Origin of the sequence: Buttiauxella gaviniae, from assembly GCF_040786275.1 — a bacterium.
GTDB lineage: Bacteria > Pseudomonadota > Gammaproteobacteria > Enterobacterales > Enterobacteriaceae > Buttiauxella > Buttiauxella gaviniae_A.
In genome coordinates, this window is record NZ_JBFMVT010000002.1 from 1,365,474 (window position 1) to 1,381,308 (window position 15,835).

Annotated in this window: 14 protein-coding genes; 3 read left to right on the forward strand and 11 right to left on the reverse strand. The window is 51.3% G+C overall.

Going from position 1 to position 15,835, the window contains the following annotated elements:
• Positions 1–88: 88 nt before the first annotated feature.
• Both AB1E22_RS06860 and ubiT read right to left on the reverse strand, forming a co-directional pair.
• Positions 89–595 (reverse strand): GNAT family N-acetyltransferase, encoded by a 507-nt coding sequence (locus AB1E22_RS06860; protein ID WP_367594675.1) that lies wholly within the window; start codon positions 593–595, stop codon positions 89–91.
• Positions 589–1,113 (reverse strand): ubiquinone anaerobic biosynthesis accessory factor UbiT, encoded by a 525-nt coding sequence (gene ubiT, locus AB1E22_RS06865; RefSeq protein ID WP_367594676.1) that lies wholly within the window; start codon positions 1,111–1,113, stop codon positions 589–591. Before ubiT ends, AB1E22_RS06860 begins: the two co-directional genes overlap by 7 nt.
• 245 nt (positions 1,114–1,358) lie before the next feature.
• Here ubiT and ubiU point away from each other — a divergent pair, with 245 nt between their 5' ends.
• From ubiU to AB1E22_RS06880, 3 genes are all read left to right on the forward strand, one after another.
• A complete protein-coding gene (gene ubiU, locus AB1E22_RS06870) occupies positions 1,359–2,354 on the forward strand; it encodes a ubiquinone anaerobic biosynthesis protein UbiU (protein WP_367594677.1) in 996 nt (331 codons plus the stop codon).
• Between the two features lie 8 nt (positions 2,355–2,362).
• Complete coding sequence (locus AB1E22_RS06875; RefSeq protein WP_437178376.1) at positions 2,363–3,247, forward strand: U32 family peptidase; 885 nt, start codon at positions 2,363–2,365, stop codon at positions 3,245–3,247.
• Positions 3,248–3,340: 93 nt separating this feature from the next.
• Entirely contained in the window at positions 3,341–4,351 is a 1,011-nt protein-coding gene (locus AB1E22_RS06880; protein ID WP_367594679.1) for a luciferase-like monooxygenase, read from the forward strand.
• A 30-nt stretch (positions 4,352–4,381) separates the two neighbouring features.
• Here the strand turns inward: AB1E22_RS06880 and mtr are convergent, their stop codons facing one another.
• The 9 genes from mtr to infB form a co-directional block, all read right to left on the reverse strand.
• Positions 4,382–5,626 carry a tryptophan permease gene (mtr, locus tag AB1E22_RS06885; protein ID WP_367594680.1) on the reverse strand — a complete coding sequence of 415 codons (1,245 nt, stop codon included), beginning with the start codon at positions 5,624–5,626 and terminating at the stop codon, positions 4,382–4,384.
• A 159-nt stretch (positions 5,627–5,785) separates the two neighbouring features.
• On the reverse strand, positions 5,786–7,753 hold the full coding sequence (locus tag AB1E22_RS06890; protein WP_367594681.1) for a DEAD/DEAH family ATP-dependent RNA helicase: 1,968 nt from the start codon (positions 7,751–7,753) through the stop codon (positions 5,786–5,788).
• A complete protein-coding gene (gene yrbN, locus AB1E22_RS06895) occupies positions 7,746–7,823 on the reverse strand; it encodes a protein YrbN (RefSeq protein ID WP_110510645.1) in 78 nt (25 codons plus the stop codon). The genes AB1E22_RS06890 and yrbN overlap by 8 nt, the downstream gene beginning before the upstream one ends.
• 110 nt (positions 7,824–7,933) lie before the next feature.
• Positions 7,934–8,818 (reverse strand): lipoprotein NlpI, encoded by an 885-nt coding sequence (nlpI, locus tag AB1E22_RS06900; RefSeq protein ID WP_367594682.1) that lies wholly within the window; start codon positions 8,816–8,818, stop codon positions 7,934–7,936.
• A 117-nt stretch (positions 8,819–8,935) separates the two neighbouring features.
• Positions 8,936–11,065: a polyribonucleotide nucleotidyltransferase gene (pnp, locus tag AB1E22_RS06905; protein ID WP_367594683.1), complete on the reverse strand. Its 2,130-nt coding sequence runs from the start codon at positions 11,063–11,065 to the stop codon at positions 8,936–8,938.
• A gap of 245 nt (positions 11,066–11,310) precedes the next feature.
• Positions 11,311–11,580, reverse strand: coding sequence for a 30S ribosomal protein S15 (rpsO, locus tag AB1E22_RS06910; protein WP_002434239.1), 270 nt, complete (start codon positions 11,578–11,580; stop codon positions 11,311–11,313).
• Positions 11,581–11,733: 153 nt separating this feature from the next.
• Positions 11,734–12,678 carry a tRNA pseudouridine(55) synthase TruB gene (gene truB / locus AB1E22_RS06915; protein ID WP_367594684.1) on the reverse strand — a complete coding sequence of 315 codons (945 nt, stop codon included), beginning with the start codon at positions 12,676–12,678 and terminating at the stop codon, positions 11,734–11,736.
• Positions 12,678–13,082 (reverse strand): 30S ribosome-binding factor RbfA, encoded by a 405-nt coding sequence (rbfA, locus tag AB1E22_RS06920; RefSeq protein WP_367594685.1) that lies wholly within the window; start codon positions 13,080–13,082, stop codon positions 12,678–12,680. Before rbfA ends, truB begins: the two co-directional genes overlap by 1 nt.
• A gap of 70 nt (positions 13,083–13,152) precedes the next feature.
• Positions 13,153–15,834: a translation initiation factor IF-2 gene (infB, locus tag AB1E22_RS06925; RefSeq protein ID WP_367594686.1), complete on the reverse strand. Its 2,682-nt coding sequence runs from the start codon at positions 15,832–15,834 to the stop codon at positions 13,153–13,155.
• Between the last annotated feature and the right edge of the window lies 1 nt (position 15,835).

Sequence of the window (15,835 nt, forward strand, 5' to 3'; positions counted from 1 at the left end):
AGGTAGGCGGCAAGGGAGTTCATCCCCAAGAGCTTACTGGGGTGAAGGAGTGCAGCCAACACCCCTGCAGCGCGAAAGATGATGGGGATTAAAATTCCCGATTAAAGTGCTCGTGATATTCCACCAGCCCTGAAACACCGTTAAGCGCGTCATCAGCGAGCGGATGAATAAGGAAGTGAGCTTCTGTATCAGGCCACGCGCAACGTAGACCCAACTGGGCAGCAGGAACAAAACCAAAGCGTTGATACATCGCCGGTTCGCCTAACGTAACGACTGCCGCGTAGCCAAATTCATTGAGCGAATCGAGCCCTTCATAGACCAGTTTTTTCGCCAGCCCCTGACCACGGTAGGCTTCGTCAACGGCAAGTGGCGCAAGCCCCACCCACTGAAGCTCTTCGCCTTCTACCGCTACCGGGCTAAATGCCACATAACCCACGACCTGGCCTTCATCGTCAGTGGCAACAACACCCAGCGTTAACAGGCCGTCTTCTCGTAATTCCTTCACCAGATCGGCTTCGCCGTTACCGTTAAAAGAACGACGAAGTAAGGCGTCGATGCCCGGAGCATCAATAGGTATTTCTACACGAATTAGCATGGCTCACCTACCGAGTTACTTTCTGGAACAGGTTTGTGTTTCAGACCTGCTTCGACAAAATCAGCCAGTTGCAGCAGCAGTATGCGCAAGGGTTTAGGCATCGCATCCAGCTCAATGGCATCCATTAAATTTTTGACGTACAGCCCCAGTTCCGTGTCCCCTTCAATCACCAGTCGACGCTGGAAAAACAGAGTATCGGGATCTTGCTTACGTGCGGCGATCATCAGCAGATCGTTGGCTGTTGCGCTGAAGCTGACATCAGCCGGGGCATCTTCACGTACCACCAGTTTATTATCTTGCACCGAAGTAAACCACTTTAGACCGAGATCGCGTACTTCAATACTTAACCAGCGTCCCTCAAGAAACTCGAGTTCACCCTCTTCCATCGCCTGACGAAATTGCCAGCCAAGGACCTGTTCAAGCACCTGGCGCTTGAGCGCAAAGGGCGTCAGTTTTACCGGTGTTTTTAACAATGACGGGCCAAAATGGACCAGGCGTGAATGCAATTTATCCAACACGAGTATGACTCCTTGAGAAATTTTGCTGCTATTTTGCCACACCAGCCATTATCCGTAGCGGTGCAAATCAACAAAGGTGCGGGTACCGATACCATTTATAAGGCTCATCAATACGCCATTAGCTGCCTTAAATCAAAATTTGTCGCGGTCGGGTTAACTAAAATCCCAGTTCGTTAACAATTTTGCTGCTCTGCCCAGGGCTGCATGGGTTACCCCTCAGGTTACCCGATGATTCAGGATAAATTATGGAGTTGCTTTGCCCAGCCGGAAACTTACCGGCGTTGAAAGCGGCCATCGATAATGGTGCCGATGCGGTTTACATTGGTCTTAAAGATGACACCAACGCCCGCCATTTTGCTGGCCTGAATTTCACGGAGAAGAAACTGCAAGAAGCGGTGAGTTACGTGCATCAACATCGCCGTAAACTGCATATCGCTATCAATACCTTTGCGCACCCCGATGGCTATGTGCGCTGGCAACGAGCAGTGGATATGGCAGCGCAACTCGGGGCTGATGCCTTAATTCTGGCCGATCTCGCCATGCTTGAGTACGCAGCAGAACGTTATCCGCATATCGAACGCCATGTTTCGGTGCAAGCCTCTGCCACCAATGAAGAAGCTGTTCGCTTTTATCATCGCAACTTTGACGTCGCTCGTGTGGTACTGCCGCGCGTGTTATCCATTCATCAGGTGAAACAATTAGCCAGAGTGACACCCGTGCCGCTGGAAGTCTTTGCTTTCGGTAGTCTGTGCATTATGGCCGAAGGGCGCTGTTACCTTTCCTCTTATCTGACAGGCGAATCACCGAATACCGTAGGTGCTTGTTCCCCTGCGCGCTTTGTTCGCTGGCAGCAAACCCCGCAGGGTCTGGAATCGCGCCTTAATGATGTGCTGATTGACCGCTACCAGGATGGCGAAAACGCCGGTTATCCAACGTTGTGCAAAGGCCGCTATCTGGTTGATGACCAGAAATATCACGCGCTTGAAGAGCCAACCAGCCTGAATACGCTTGAGCTGCTGCCTGAATTACTCGCGGCAAATATTGCCTCGGTGAAAATCGAAGGCCGCCAGCGTAGCCCGGCTTACGTAACCCAGGTTGCCAAAGTGTGGCGTCAGGCAATCGACCGTTGCATGGCCGATCCGGAAAACTACCGAGCACAACCGGCATGGATGGAGGCGCTGGGCGCCATGGCCGAAGGCACACAAACCACTCTCGGTGCCTATCACCGTAAATGGCAGTAGGGAAAACCATGAAATATTCATTAGGGCCGGTGCTTTATTACTGGCCAAAAGAGACCCTGGAAAAATTTTACCAGGCTGCCGCAAACAGTAGCGCCGAGACGATTTACCTCGGCGAATCGGTATGCAGCAAGCGCCGCGCCACTAAAGTGGGTGACTGGCTGGATATGGCGAAAAGCCTGGCAGGCCAGGGAAAACAAGTGGTGCTTTCAACACTGGCATTAGTTCAGGCACCTTCTGAGCTAAACGAACTCAAACGCTATGTTGAAAATGGCGATTTCTTAATTGAAGCCAATGACCTGGGCGCGGTAAACATGGCGGCAGAACGTAAACTGCCGTTTGTGGCAGGCCATGCGCTCAACTGTTATAACGCGGTAACGCTGCGACTGCTGCTCAAGCAGGGCATGGTTCGTTGGTGCATGCCGGTTGAGCTGTCGCGCGACTGGCTCTCCAACATGCTTATTCAGTGCGATGAGTTAGGGATTCGCAATAAGTTTGAAGTGGAAGTACTCAGTTACGGCCATTTGCCGCTTGCCTACTCTGCACGTTGTTTCACCGCTCGTTCCGAAGACAAACCGAAGGATGAGTGCGAAACCTGCTGCATTAAATATCCGGTTGGGCGCAATATGCTTTCGCAGGAAAACCAGCAGGTGTTTGTGCTCAATGGTATTCAGACCATGAGCGGCTATGTTTACAACCTTGGAAACGAGCTGGCATCCATGAAGGGGCTGGTGGACATGGTGCGGCTATCGCCGATGGGGATGGAAACGTTGCGTGTTCTGGAAGCATTTCGCAAAAATGAGAACGGCAATGCTCCGTTATCTTTGGCGCAGCAAAACGATTGTAATGGTTACTGGCGACGCGTGGCTGGCCTTGAACTGGTAACGCAGAGCTGAGAAAAGGCTCACTTTGTTACTTAATTGTTGATGGATTTCGGCAATACTGAAGAGGTTATCAGCAAACGAAGTACCTAAACAAAGTGAGCCGTTATGTCTGAATCTACCCAAGTTCCGTTTTCATTACTTGATTTAGCGCCCATCCCACAAGGCTCCCAGCCGCGTGACGCATTTCTTCGTTCTCTGGATTTAGCTCGCCTTGCCGAAAAGCGCGGGTATCACCGTTATTGGCTGGCCGAGCACCACAACATGACCGGGATTGCCAGTGCGGCAACATCGGTGCTCATTGGCTACCTGGCAGCAAACACCGAAACGTTACGCCTCGGCTCGGGCGGCGTGATGCTGCCGAACCATTCGCCTCTGGTGATTGCCGAGCAGTTCGGCACGCTGGAAACGCTTTATCCTGGTCGTATCGATTTGGGATTAGGCCGTGCACCGGGAAGCGATCAGCGCACAATGATGGCATTGCGCCGCCATATGAGTGGTGACATCGACAATTTCCCACGTGATGTGAGTGAGCTGGTGGCCTGGTTTGACGCAACCGATGCGAATCCGCCGGTGCGTCCTGTTCCGGGTTATAACACTAAAATCCCTGTCTGGTTGTTAGGTTCCAGTCTGTATAGCGCCCAGCTTGCGGCCCAGCTTGGGTTGCCGTTCGCGTTTGCCTCGCACTTTGCCCCGGATATGTTATTCCAGGCGCTACAGCTTTATCGCGCGCAGTTCAAACCCTCCGCTCGCCTGGAAAAACCGTACGCAATGGTGTGCATAAATATTGTTGCCGCCGAAAGCAACCGCGACGCGGAGTTTTTGTTTACTTCGATGCAGCAGGCTTTCGTTAAATTGCGTCGCGGCGAAACCGGTCAGTTGCCGCCGCCAATTGAAAATATGGACAGTTTCTGGAGCCCGGCAGAAAAGTACGGCGTGCAACAAGCGCTGAGTATGTCGCTGGTGGGTGATAAAGCGAAAGTCCGTCACGGGCTGATCTCTTTATTGCGTGAAACGCAGGCCGACGAAATCATGGTTAACGGTCAGATCTTCGACAGTCAGGCAAGAATGCACTCCTTTGATTTAGCGATGGATGTGCATGAGAGTCTAATGGGATAAGGTTTCGCCCCTCTTTTGAGGGGCAAAAATTTAGTGATATACCGGCAAGAGATTAAAGCTCGAAAGAAGATGAATCACTGCGTTGCCAACCCCAAACACCAGAATCAGCACAATCATTTTATTCCCGCCCCACACTCGATACGCCGGGCTGCCGAATTTCTTGCGTGATGCTCTCGCAAGCAGGGCCGGAACAATAGCCGCCCAAATCGTTGCCGCAAGCCCTGCAAAACCAATCGCATAGATAAACCCGTCAGGCCAGATAAATCCACCCAACATTGGTGGGATAAATGTCACTAACGCCGTTTTCAGGCGACCAATCGGTGAATCATCGAACTTAAACAAGTCAGCTAAATAATCGAATAAACCTAACGTCACGCCCAGGAAGGAGCTGGCGACGGCGAAATTAGAGAAAACGATCAGCAGCAAATCCAGCGCACGACTGTTTAACACTCCGCTCAGCGCACCAACCAGCACATCGATATTCCCGCCTTTATCCGCGATGGCGATAAAGTCACCACGTGGAATATTGCCCATGCTCCCCATCAGCCAAATGGTATACAGCGCCAGCGCCATCAGCGTTCCCCACAACAGGCAGCGCTTAATCGTCTGTGGATCTTTGCCATAATATTTCATCAGACTGGGCACGTTGCCGTGATAGCCAAACGAGGCCAGACAGAAGGGCAGCGTCATAAACAAATAGGGCAAATAACTCGGATTGATGGCCTTACTATCCAGAAGCGTTGCAGGTTCGATATGCCATATCAGGCCACCAAACGTCATAAAGAAAGTCAGGATTTTTGCACCAAGCACGATTGTTGTCATGCGGCTAACCGCTCGAGTGCTTAACCAAACGATAAACGCCACCACAAAAGCAAAAATCAGCCCGGCAAATCTGGCAGGGAAATCGACGGACATTTCACCCAGCGTATGGTGAATGACCGACCCGCTTGCCGAGATATAGGCGTAAGTCAGAATGTAGAGCACGAAGGCAATGGAAAGGCCGTTAATCAGATTCCAGCCTTTGCCCAACAGGTCTTTGGTGACCGTGTCAAAACTGGAGCCAACGCGGTAGTTGAGGTTAGCTTCCAGAATCATCAGCCCTGAGTGCAGCATACAAAACCAGGTCACGATCAACGCCGCTAAAGACCAGAAAAACCAACTGCCCGCCATCACCACAGGCAAGGAAAACATCCCTGCGCCAATAATAGTCCCGCCAATAATCATGACGCCGCCAAAAATAGACGGCGATGCCTGGGGGGTCGATAAGGTTGCCATACGAATTCCTGAAACAATGAACGACTGTCAGAGCGACAAATCTACTACGCAACATTGTACCAGTACATGAGTACAATTTGGATAAAAAAAATCCCGGTCGATTAAACCAGGATTTTTATCACTGCCTGCTGATTATCAGCAGGCATAACGTTCTGTCAATTACGCTTCAGTTGTACGACGACGAGCAGGAGCTGCGCCATCTTCACGACGTGGGCCACGACCGCCTTCACGACGTTCGCCGCTGAAGCTACGTGGTGCGCCAGCACCTGGACCGTCACGACGTGGACCGCGGCCGCCTTCACGACGTTCGCCACCACCGAAACCACGACCAGCACCACCGCCGCGGCGTTCGCCACCACGGTCAGTACGTGGCTGAGCATCACCCATCAACTGCATATTCATTGGTTTGTTCAGAATACGAGTACGGGTAAAGTGCTGCAGAACTTCACCTGGCATACCTTTTGGCAGCTCGATGGTGGAGTGAGTACCAAACAGCTTGATGTTACCGATGTAACGGCTGCTGATATCGCCTTCGTTAGCGATAGCGCCAACGATATGACGAACTTCGACACCATCATCACGGCCAACTTCGATACGGTACAGTTCCATGTCGCCAACATCACGACGCTCACGACGTGGTGCATCGCCATCACGCTGCGGACGATCGCCACGCTCTGGACGGTCACCGCGTGGTGCACGGTCGCCACGTGGAGCGCGATCTGAACGTTCGAAACGTTCGTCGCGTTCACGGAATTCACGACGTGGACGCATTGGTGCATCTGGTGGCAGGATCAGAGGACGTTCGCCCTGTGCCATTTTCAGCAGTGCTGCAGCCAGCGTTTCCATGTCCAGCGCTTCTTCAGTTTCAGCAGAAGGCTGAATTTTCGCCAGCAGGCCACGGTACAGATCCAGATCGCTGCTTTCCAACTGCTGCTGAACTTTAGCAGCGAACTTAGCCAGACGACGCTCGCTCAGCAGGTCGCGGTTTGGCAGCTCTACTTCTGGAATGGTCAGCTTCATGGTGCGTTCGATGTTGCGCAGCAGACGACGCTCGCGGTTCTCAACGAACAGCAGCGCACGGCCAGCACGACCCGCACGACCAGTACGACCGATGCGGTGAACGTAAGATTCTGAGTCCATCGGGATGTCGTAGTTAACAACCAGGCTGATACGCTCAACGTCCAGACCACGAGCTGCAACGTCGGTTGCAATCAGGATATCCAGACGACCGTCTTTCAGACGCTCCAGAGTTTGCTCACGCAGTGCCTGGTTCATGTCGCCGTTCAGGGCAGCACTGTTATAGCCACTCTGTTCCAGCGCTTCAGCCACTTCCAGCGTTGCGTTTTTGGTACGTACGAAAATGATAGCCGCATCAAAATCTTCAGATTCAAGGAAACGAACCAGCGCTTCGTTTTTACGCATACCGTGAACAGTCCAGTAGCTCTGGCTGATGTCCGGGCGAGTCGTTACGCTGGATTGAATGCGAACTTCCTGCGGATCTTTCATGAAACGACGGGTAATACGACGAATCGCTTCTGGCATCGTTGCAGAGAACAGAGCGGTCTGATGACCTTCTGGAATCTGAGCCATGATAGTTTCTACGTCTTCAATGAAGCCCATACGCAGCATTTCATCAGCTTCGTCCAGTACCAGACCTTTCAGGTTGGACAGATTCAGCGTACCGCGTTTTAAATGGTCAAGCAGGCGGCCTGGGGTACCAACAACAATTTGTGGTCCCTGACGCAGGGCGCGCAGCTGCACGTCATAACGCTGGCCACCGTAAAGGGCAACAACGTTTACGCCATGCATATGTTTAGAGAAATCCGTCATGGCTTCAGCAACCTGAACCGCCAGTTCGCGGGTCGGTGCCAGCACCAGGATTTGTGGTGCTTTCAGCTCTGGATCAAGGTTATGCAGCAGCGGTAAAGAGAACGCTGCAGTTTTGCCGCTACCTGTCTGGGCCATACCCAGAACATCGCGGCCAGCCAGCAGTTGTGGAATACACTCTGCCTGGATTGGAGATGGTTTTTCGTAACCCAGATCGTTCAGGGCTTTAAGGATAGAGCCGTTAAGACCCAGATCGGTAAAAGTAGTTTCGATAGTAGTAGTCTCGATGGTATCAGTCATGTAGTACACGTGCCTCGTAGATGGCGGCCAGTCTACATAACTCATCGTGAAATTGACCTGCAATTTTCATTGAAAAGTGTGAACCGGCTCAAATTTGGTTGATTAACGAACAAAAACGCCCTCACCCGTTAAGGTGATGACTTTAATTAAAAAGTTTATGGGCTGATCGATGTTCGTCAGCTATTGCTGGTCCGATTCTGCCAGGTCATCTTGCTCCTGGCCCAAGAGCGCTAATTCCAACAATGCATAACGATGCTCAACGTAGTTGTGTACGTTGTTAGCGACCGCTAACTTGAACAGTGCCGTGGCGCTGTCCTTTTCCCCCAGACTTAGGTAGTACTTACCTAAATAGAAGTTGGTTTCACTGAGATGCTCAGCGAGCGAGGTGTTATCCGTTGCGTCCGCCTCGAGGCGTTCCATTAACGTTTTTTCGTTAATGTTCCCCAGGTAGAACTCGACAATGTTCCATCCCCATTGCTCTTTATCCGATTTATCGAAGCGCTGTTGTAACGCAACTTTGGCCTGTTTAGCGTCAATATTGCTTTCGGCAATATAGAGCCACAGACTGCGGAACGGATCATTGGGATCGTCTTGATAAAACGCTAGCAGATCATCTTGCGCTAAACGATAACGACCACCGTAATAGAGGGCGATACCGCGATTTAAATGCGCGTAGTTGTAAGTTGGATCAAGCTCAAGTACAGAATCAAACGCTTCATAGGCAGCATCAAAATTGCCTGCCTGCGTTAAATATATACCTAAGTAATTGAATACTTCAGGCATATCGGGGCGGATTGCCAGCGCTTGTGAAAAATCATTTCGCGCCAGAGCCCGCAAGCCGAGGCTATCATACAACACTCCGCGCTCATATAAAAGCTGTGCGCGTTCATCATCGGTTAAAGCCCGGCTGGCAAGTATCTGTTCCATGCGCGCAAGAATGACTTCTTGCTGCAAAGTCGGCTGCAATGGCACCGCCAGGACTTCGCTTTTACGCCAGGCAGAGTTGCTGCATCCTGCAAGCGTGAGAGCTGTCGCAACGAAACACCAGCGCAAAAAAGGCCTCATTTCCCACTCCCGAAGACAACAAAAGTATGACGTCCTGTCCGCCGGCTCTAAAACGAGACTCCCTGCCCCGTAATAAACAGCTCTCCATGTTGCCATGGAGAGCTTAATCGGTATCGCTTACTCAGCTTCTGGTGCAGCTGGTGCTGCGCTTTCTGCTGGAGACTGCTCAGTCGCTTCTTTGATGCTCAGACGAACGCGACCCTGACGGTCAACTTCCAGTACTTTAACTGGAACTTCTTGACCCATTTGCAGGTAGTCAGTCACTTTCTCTACACGCTTGTCAGCGATTTGAGAGATGTGTACCAGACCTTCTTTACCGCCGCCGATAGCAACAAATGCACCGAAATCAACGATACGAGTCACTTTACCATTGTAGATACGACCCACTTCGATTTCAGCTGTGATCTCTTCGATACGACGAATTGCGAATTTCGCTTTGTCGCCATCGGTCGCAGCAATCTTAACAGTGCCGTCATCTTCGATTTCAATGGTAGTACCGGTTTCTTCGGTCAACGCACGAATCACAGAACCACCCTTACCGATCACATCTTTGATCTTGTCTGGGTTGATTTTGATGGTGTGAATACGTGGAGCGAACTCAGAGATATCGCCACGCGGAGCGTTGATAGCCTGTTCCATTACGCCAAGGATATGCAGACGCGCACCTTTAGCCTGGTTCAGAGCCACCTGCATGATTTCGCGGGTGATACCTTCGATTTTGATATCCATCTGCAGGGCAGAAATACCTTCACGGCTACCAGCAACTTTAAAGTCCATGTCGCCCAAGTGATCTTCATCACCCAGAATGTCAGACAGAACAACAAAGTTGTCGCCTTCTTTCACGAGGCCCATCGCAATACCGGCTACTGCGGCTTTGATTGGCACGCCTGCGTCCATCAGTGCCAGAGAAGCACCACAAACGGAAGCCATGGAAGAAGAACCGTTGGATTCAGTGATTTCAGACACTACACGCACGGTGTATGGGAAGCGATCGGCTTCTGGCATAACAGCCAACACGCCACGCTTAGCCAGACGACCGTGACCAATCTCACGACGCTTCGGTGAACCGACCATGCCGGTTTCGCCTACGGAGTACGGAGGGAAGTTGTAGTGGAACAGGAAGCTATCGGTACGCTCGCCCATCAACTCATCCAGGTTCTGCGCATCACGAGCGGTACCCAGAGTGGCAGTAACCAGCGCCTGAGTTTCGCCACGAGTGAACAGTGCGGAACCGTGAGTACGTGGCAGAACGCCAGTACGCACATCCAGACCACGGATCATGTCTTTTTCACGGCCATCGATGCGCAGTTCGCCTGCCAGAATACGGCTACGAACAACGTTTTTCTCGATAGCGTGCAGAATATCGCTCACTTCGCCAGCATCAAGAGTTTCGTCTTCTGCAGACAGTGCCGCGATAACGTCAGATTTGATAACGTCAACTTGCGCGTAACGTTCTTGCTTATCAGTGATACGGTAAGCATCGCTCAGGCGAGATTCAGCAAGTGCAGCAACGCGCGCGTTCAGCGCTTCGTTAGCGGCTTCTGGCTGCCAATCCCAACGTGGTTTACCCGCTTCAGCAACCAGAGAGTTGATGTTCTGGATAACAACTTGCTGTTGGTCGTGACCGAATACTACCGCGCCCAGCATCTGGTCTTCGCTCAGCAGTTCAGCTTCGGATTCAACCATCAGCACCGCGCCTTCGGTACCGGCAACAACCAGGTCCAGCTTACTGGTTTTCAGTTCGTCAGCAGTTGGGTTCAGAACATATTGGTCATTGATGTAACCAACACGTGCAGCACCAATTGGGCCATTGAATGGAATACCAGACAGGCTCAGAGCAGCAGAAGCACCGATCATGGCAACGATGTCAGGGTGAACCTGTGGGTTTACAGAAACCACAGTTGCGATAACCTGAACTTCGTTCACGAAGCCTTCCGGGAACAGCGGACGCACTGGGCGGTCAATCAGACGCGCGATCAGTGTTTCGCCTTCGCTTGGACGGCCTTCACGGCGGAAGAAGCTGCCTGGAATACGACCAGCAGCGTAAGTACGCTCTTGGTAGTTAACGGTCAGTGGGAAGAAATCCTGACCTGCTTTCGCTTTTTTCTGACCGACTACGGTCACGAATACTGCAGTGTCGTCCATGCTTACCATAACTGCTGCGGTAGCCTGGCGAGCCATCATGCCGGTCTCTAAAGTGACCGTATGCTGACCGTATTGAAATTTACGGACAATCGGATTTAGCAAAATAATATCCTTAATAATCTTTGGTAGCAGGTGATTGCACATGCTCCGTTTAACCCGATCTCTATCGCATCCTCGCGACTAATGACAACCCTGACCCGCCCATGCGGATAAAGCCTCTCATTAGCCGCGCGAACCTCTGCAACAAAGATCACACCCTGCAACAATACATTAGTTTCCATAGAATTGCTGCCATCTGGTTGAAAAAAGGGGCCTTAAAAGGCCCCTTTTTCTGAAACTCGCAAGACTTAGCGACGCAGACCCAGACGCTCGATCAGGCTGGTGTAACGTGCTACATCTTTACGCTTCAGGTAGTCGAGCAGTTTACGACGCTGAGAAACCATACGCAGCAGACCACGACGGCTGTGGTGATCTTTTTTGTGCTCTGCAAAGTGACCTTGCAGGTGGTTAATCTGTGCAGTCAGCAGTGCAACCTGAACTTCGGTAGAACCGCTGTCGTTAGTACCACGACCAAACTCAGAAACGATTTTAGCTTTAGCTTCAACGCTTAGAGACATTTTCAACTCCAAAATTATAGATAAAAAGAGAGAGTGCCGATCTCTAATTCAGCAACTCCAGTGCACATTCACACGACTGTTAAACAGAAATGTGAATGTTAAGCCGCGCTATTTTACCTGTAGCAACCTGTTATCGCAAGGCAACTACGAGTATCACACGGGGTACTCTACGACCAGACGGCGAGGCGCTACGCGTCCATCGTCATCAATTTCAGCCATGCCGATAAATTTCCCTTCATCGCCTTCGGTAACGCGAACCAGGCCTTCTGCAGGGCTACCAGCGACTTGCACCGGCTGTCCATTCTTGAAGTAACCCGCAACCGCAGGTAATAAATTCACGATTGGGAAGTCCGAAGCAGGGCTGTCCATCGGCATCAGAAGTGGATCTAACAGCACAGACGGATCAATTTCTTGCTCTTGCGCTTGTTCAAGCAAAGCATTCAATTGTTCAAGCGTTACCATACGGTCAACAGGATATTTGCTCACCGCAAGGCGGCGCAGGAAAGTCACATGAGCACCGCAACCGAGTTTTTCACCTAAATCATCAGTGATGGTGCGAATGTACGTCCCTTTTGAACAGTGAATTTCCAGCTCAAGCTCATTACCTTCATGGCGAATAAACAGCAGTTCGTAGACGATAATAGAACGCGCTTCACGCGGCACTTCAATACCCTGGCGTGCATACTCATACAGAGGCTTACCTTGATATTTCAGCGCTGAGTACATCGAGGGAACTTGCTGCGTTTCACCACGGAAGCTGTCTAAAGCCGCTGCCAACTCGTGTTCGGTAAAGTTTACCGGACGTTCCTGAACAATGGTGCCATCGGCATCAGAAGTGTCCGTACGCTGCCCAAGGCGGGCAATCACACGGTAGCGCTTATCGGAGTCCAGCAGGTAACGTGAGAACTTCGTCGCTTCACCCAAGCAAATCGGCAGCATTCCGGTTGCCAGTGGGTCAAGCGCTCCGGTATGACCGGCACGGTTAGCGTTATAAATACGCTTAACTTTCTGCAATGCATCGTTTGAAGACAAGCCCTGAGGCTTATCTAACAACAGCACACCGTGGATATCACGACCACGACGACGAGGACGACTCATTAATCCTCCTTGCTGTCATCCGTATCGTTTACACGACGCTCATCATCGTTTCTGATGACGTTAGAAACCAGATTCGACATGCGCATACCTTCAACCAACGAGTTGTCGTAGAAGAAGGTCAGTTCAGGCACAATACGCAGGCGCATCGCTTTGCCCAGCAAAGAGCGAATATAACCAGAAGCATCTTGCAGAACTTTGATGCCTTCTTTGACTGCGGCTTCGTCTTTATCATTCAGGAAGGTCACAAATACTTTGGCATAAGCCAGATCGCGTGACACTTCAACACCAGAAACGGTGGTCATCATACCCAAACGCGGGTCTTTAATTTCGCGCTGCAGGATAATTGCGATCTCTTTCTGCAATTCCTGAGAAACACGCTGAGGGCGACCAAATTCTTTCGCCATAATAAATTCTCCATACAAATCGGGGGGCGCTCGGCCCCCCTAAAGATATTAGCTATTTGTTCGGCTGATATCAGGCGATGGTACGCTGGATTTCGATGATTTCGAAGACTTCGATCACATCGCCAACACGCACATCGTTGTAGTTCTTCACGCCGATACCACATTCCATGCCGTTACGAACTTCGTTCGCGTCATCTTTGAAGCGGCGCAGGGATTCCAGCTCACCTTCATAGATAACAACGTTGTCGCGCAGTACACGGATTGGGTTGTGACGTTTGACCACACCTTCGGTAACCATACAACCTGCGATTGCGCCAAATTTCGGTGATTTGAACACGTCGCGAACTTCGGCCAGGCCGAGGATCTGTTGTTTGAGTTCCGGAGACAGCATGCCGCTCATTGCCGCTTTCACTTCGTCAATCAGATGATAGATGACGGAGTAGTAACGTAGATCCAAGCTTTCTGATTCAATTACGCGGCGAGCAGATGCATCGGCACGAACGTTGAAGCCAACGAGGATTGCGTTGGAAGCTGCTGCAAGCGTAGCGTCAGTCTCAGTGATACCACCCACGCCAGAACCGATGATTTTAACTTTAACTTCATCAGTTGACAGTTTCAGCAGGGAATCGCTGATCGCTTCTACAGAACCCTGAACGTCAGCTTTCAGCACAACGTTAACTTCTGACACTTCGCCTTCAGTCATGTTGGCGAACATGTTTTCCAGTTTAGATTTCTGCTGGCGAGCCAGTTTAACTTCGCGGAATTTACCCTGACGGTACAGAGCAACTTCGCGAGCTTTTTTCTCGTCACGAACAACTGTTACTTCATCGCCCGCTGCCGGCACACCGGACAGACCAAGGATTTCAACAGGAATAGATGGACCCGCTTCTGCGACTTCTCGACCCATTTCGTCACGCATTGCACGAACACGGCCATATTCGAAACCACAAAGAACGATGTCGCCTTTGTTCAGTGAACCTTCACGAACCAGAACAGTTGCTACCGGGCCACGACCTTTATCCAGGAAGGATTCGATAACAACACCGCTTGCCATGCCTTCACGCATTGCTTTCAGTTCGAGAACTTCAGCTTGCAGCAGGATTGCGTCCAGCAATTCGTCAATACCGGTACCCGCTTTCGCAGACACATGTACAAACTGGCTTTCACCGCCCCACTCTTCTGGCATGATGCCGTACTGAGACAGTTCCTGCTTAACGCGGTCTGGATCAGCTTCTGGCTTATCAATTTTGTTTACTGCAACCACTACCGGCACCTGCGCCGCTTTCGCGTGCTGGATTGCTTCGATAGTTTGTGGCATTACGCCATCGTCTGCAGCCACAACCAGAACAACGATATCCGTTGCCTGAGCACCACGAGCACGCATAGAAGTAAACGCTGCGTGGCCTGGGGTATCCAGGAAGGTGATCATGCCGTTGTCAGTTTCGACGTGGTATGCACCAATGTGCTGGGTAATACCACCCGCTTCGCCAGACGCCACTTTAGTAGAACGAATGTAATCAAGCAGAGAGGTTTTACCGTGGTCAACGTGACCCATGATAGTAACAACCGGTGCGCGAGCTTCTGCTACTGCATCGGTGTCACGGTCGCTCATCAGCGCCTCTTCCAGCTCGTTTTCACGACGCAGGATAACTTTGTGGCCCATCTCTTCGGCAACCAGTTGTGCGGTTTCCTGGTCGATGACCTGGTTAATGGTTGCCATAGCACCCAGTTTCATCATCGCTTTGATGACCTGAGAGCCTTTAACAGCCATTTTGTTTGCCAGTTCTGCAACAGTTACGGTTTCGCCAATGATGACGTCACGGTTAACTGCCTGCGCAGGCTTGTTGAAGCCTTGCTGCAGTGAACTTGGTTTACGCTTGCCTTTACCACCACGAACCGCAGCACGCGCTTCTTCACGATCAGCTTTAGACTCACCGTGTTTGCCGCCTTTCTTCTGGCGAGGTGCTTTAGTAGTAGCAGTACGAGCACGAGTGCGACCTGCTTCAACTTCACGGTCGTTTTCGTCTTCGGCCTGACGCGCATGTTGGGAAGTGGTTACATGGTAATCAGATTTGTCGTCTTCCACTTTCTCTTCTTCCGTCCACACACCTGCGTTAGCTTCAGCCATTTTACGGGCCTCTTCAGCTACACGACGGGCGTCTTCTTCTAACTTGCGACGGGCTTCTTCTTCCGCTTTACGCTTAAGCTCAGCAGCTTCTGCTTCGCGGCGGGCTTTGTCTGCCTGGGCGCTTTTCGTCATATCGTCTTGATTGCTCACTTTGTCTTTTTCCGCAGCTTCACGTTTCGCTTTGTCAGCGGCTTCACGCTTAGCTTTCTCTTCAGCTTCACGTTTAGCTTTTTCTTGCGCCTCACGTTTGGCAGCTTCCTGCGCCTCACGTTGGGCTTGCTCTTCCGCTTCACGCTGCGCCTGTTCTTCCGCGGCAAGACGTTCTGTCTCTTGCGGATCACGTTTCACAAAGGTGCGCTTCTTGCGGACTTCGATTTGTACCGATTTACTTTTCCCACCGGTACCTGGAATGTTTAAAGTACTGCGCGTTTTGCGCTGTAATGTCAACTTATCTGGCGCAGAACCATGTTCACGGTTCAGGTGCGCCAGTAATGTCTGTTTCTCTTGGGCTGAGACAGAATCATCAGCAGCCTTAGGGATCCCTGCATCAGCAAATTGCTGTACCAGGCGGTCCACGGAGGTCTGAATCTCTGCGGCCAGCGCTTTTACGGTTACATCTGTCATG

Coding starts and splice junctions, on each gene's coding strand:
- AB1E22_RS06860 (WP_367594675.1), bottom strand. CDS start 595: ATGCTAATTCGTGTAGAAATACCTATTGATGCTCCGGGCATCGACGCC.
- ubiU (WP_367594677.1), top strand. CDS start 1,359: ATGGAGTTGCTTTGCCCAGCCGGAAACTTACCGGCGTTGAAAGCGGCC.
- AB1E22_RS06875 (WP_437178376.1), top strand. CDS start 2,363: ATGAAATATTCATTAGGGCCGGTGCTTTATTACTGGCCAAAAGAGACC.
- AB1E22_RS06880 (WP_367594679.1), top strand. CDS start 3,341: ATGTCTGAATCTACCCAAGTTCCGTTTTCATTACTTGATTTAGCGCCC.
- mtr (WP_367594680.1), bottom strand. CDS start 5,626: ATGGCAACCTTATCGACCCCCCAGGCATCGCCGTCTATTTTTGGCGGC.
- AB1E22_RS06890 (WP_367594681.1), bottom strand. CDS start 7,753: ATGACTGATACCATCGAGACTACTACTATCGAAACTACTTTTACCGAT.
- yrbN (WP_110510645.1), bottom strand. CDS start 7,823: ATGAAAATTGCAGGTCAATTTCACGATGAGTTATGTAGACTGGCCGCC.
- nlpI (WP_367594682.1), bottom strand. CDS start 8,818: ATGAGGCCTTTTTTGCGCTGGTGTTTCGTTGCGACAGCTCTCACGCTT.
- rpsO (WP_002434239.1), bottom strand. CDS start 11,580: ATGTCTCTAAGCGTTGAAGCTAAAGCTAAAATCGTTTCTGAGTTTGGT.
- truB (WP_367594684.1), bottom strand. CDS start 12,678: ATGAGTCGTCCTCGTCGTCGTGGTCGTGATATCCACGGTGTGCTGTTG.
- rbfA (WP_367594685.1), bottom strand. CDS start 13,082: ATGGCGAAAGAATTTGGTCGCCCTCAGCGTGTTTCTCAGGAATTGCAG.
- infB (WP_367594686.1), bottom strand. CDS start 15,834: ATGACAGATGTAACCGTAAAAGCGCTGGCCGCAGAGATTCAGACCTCC.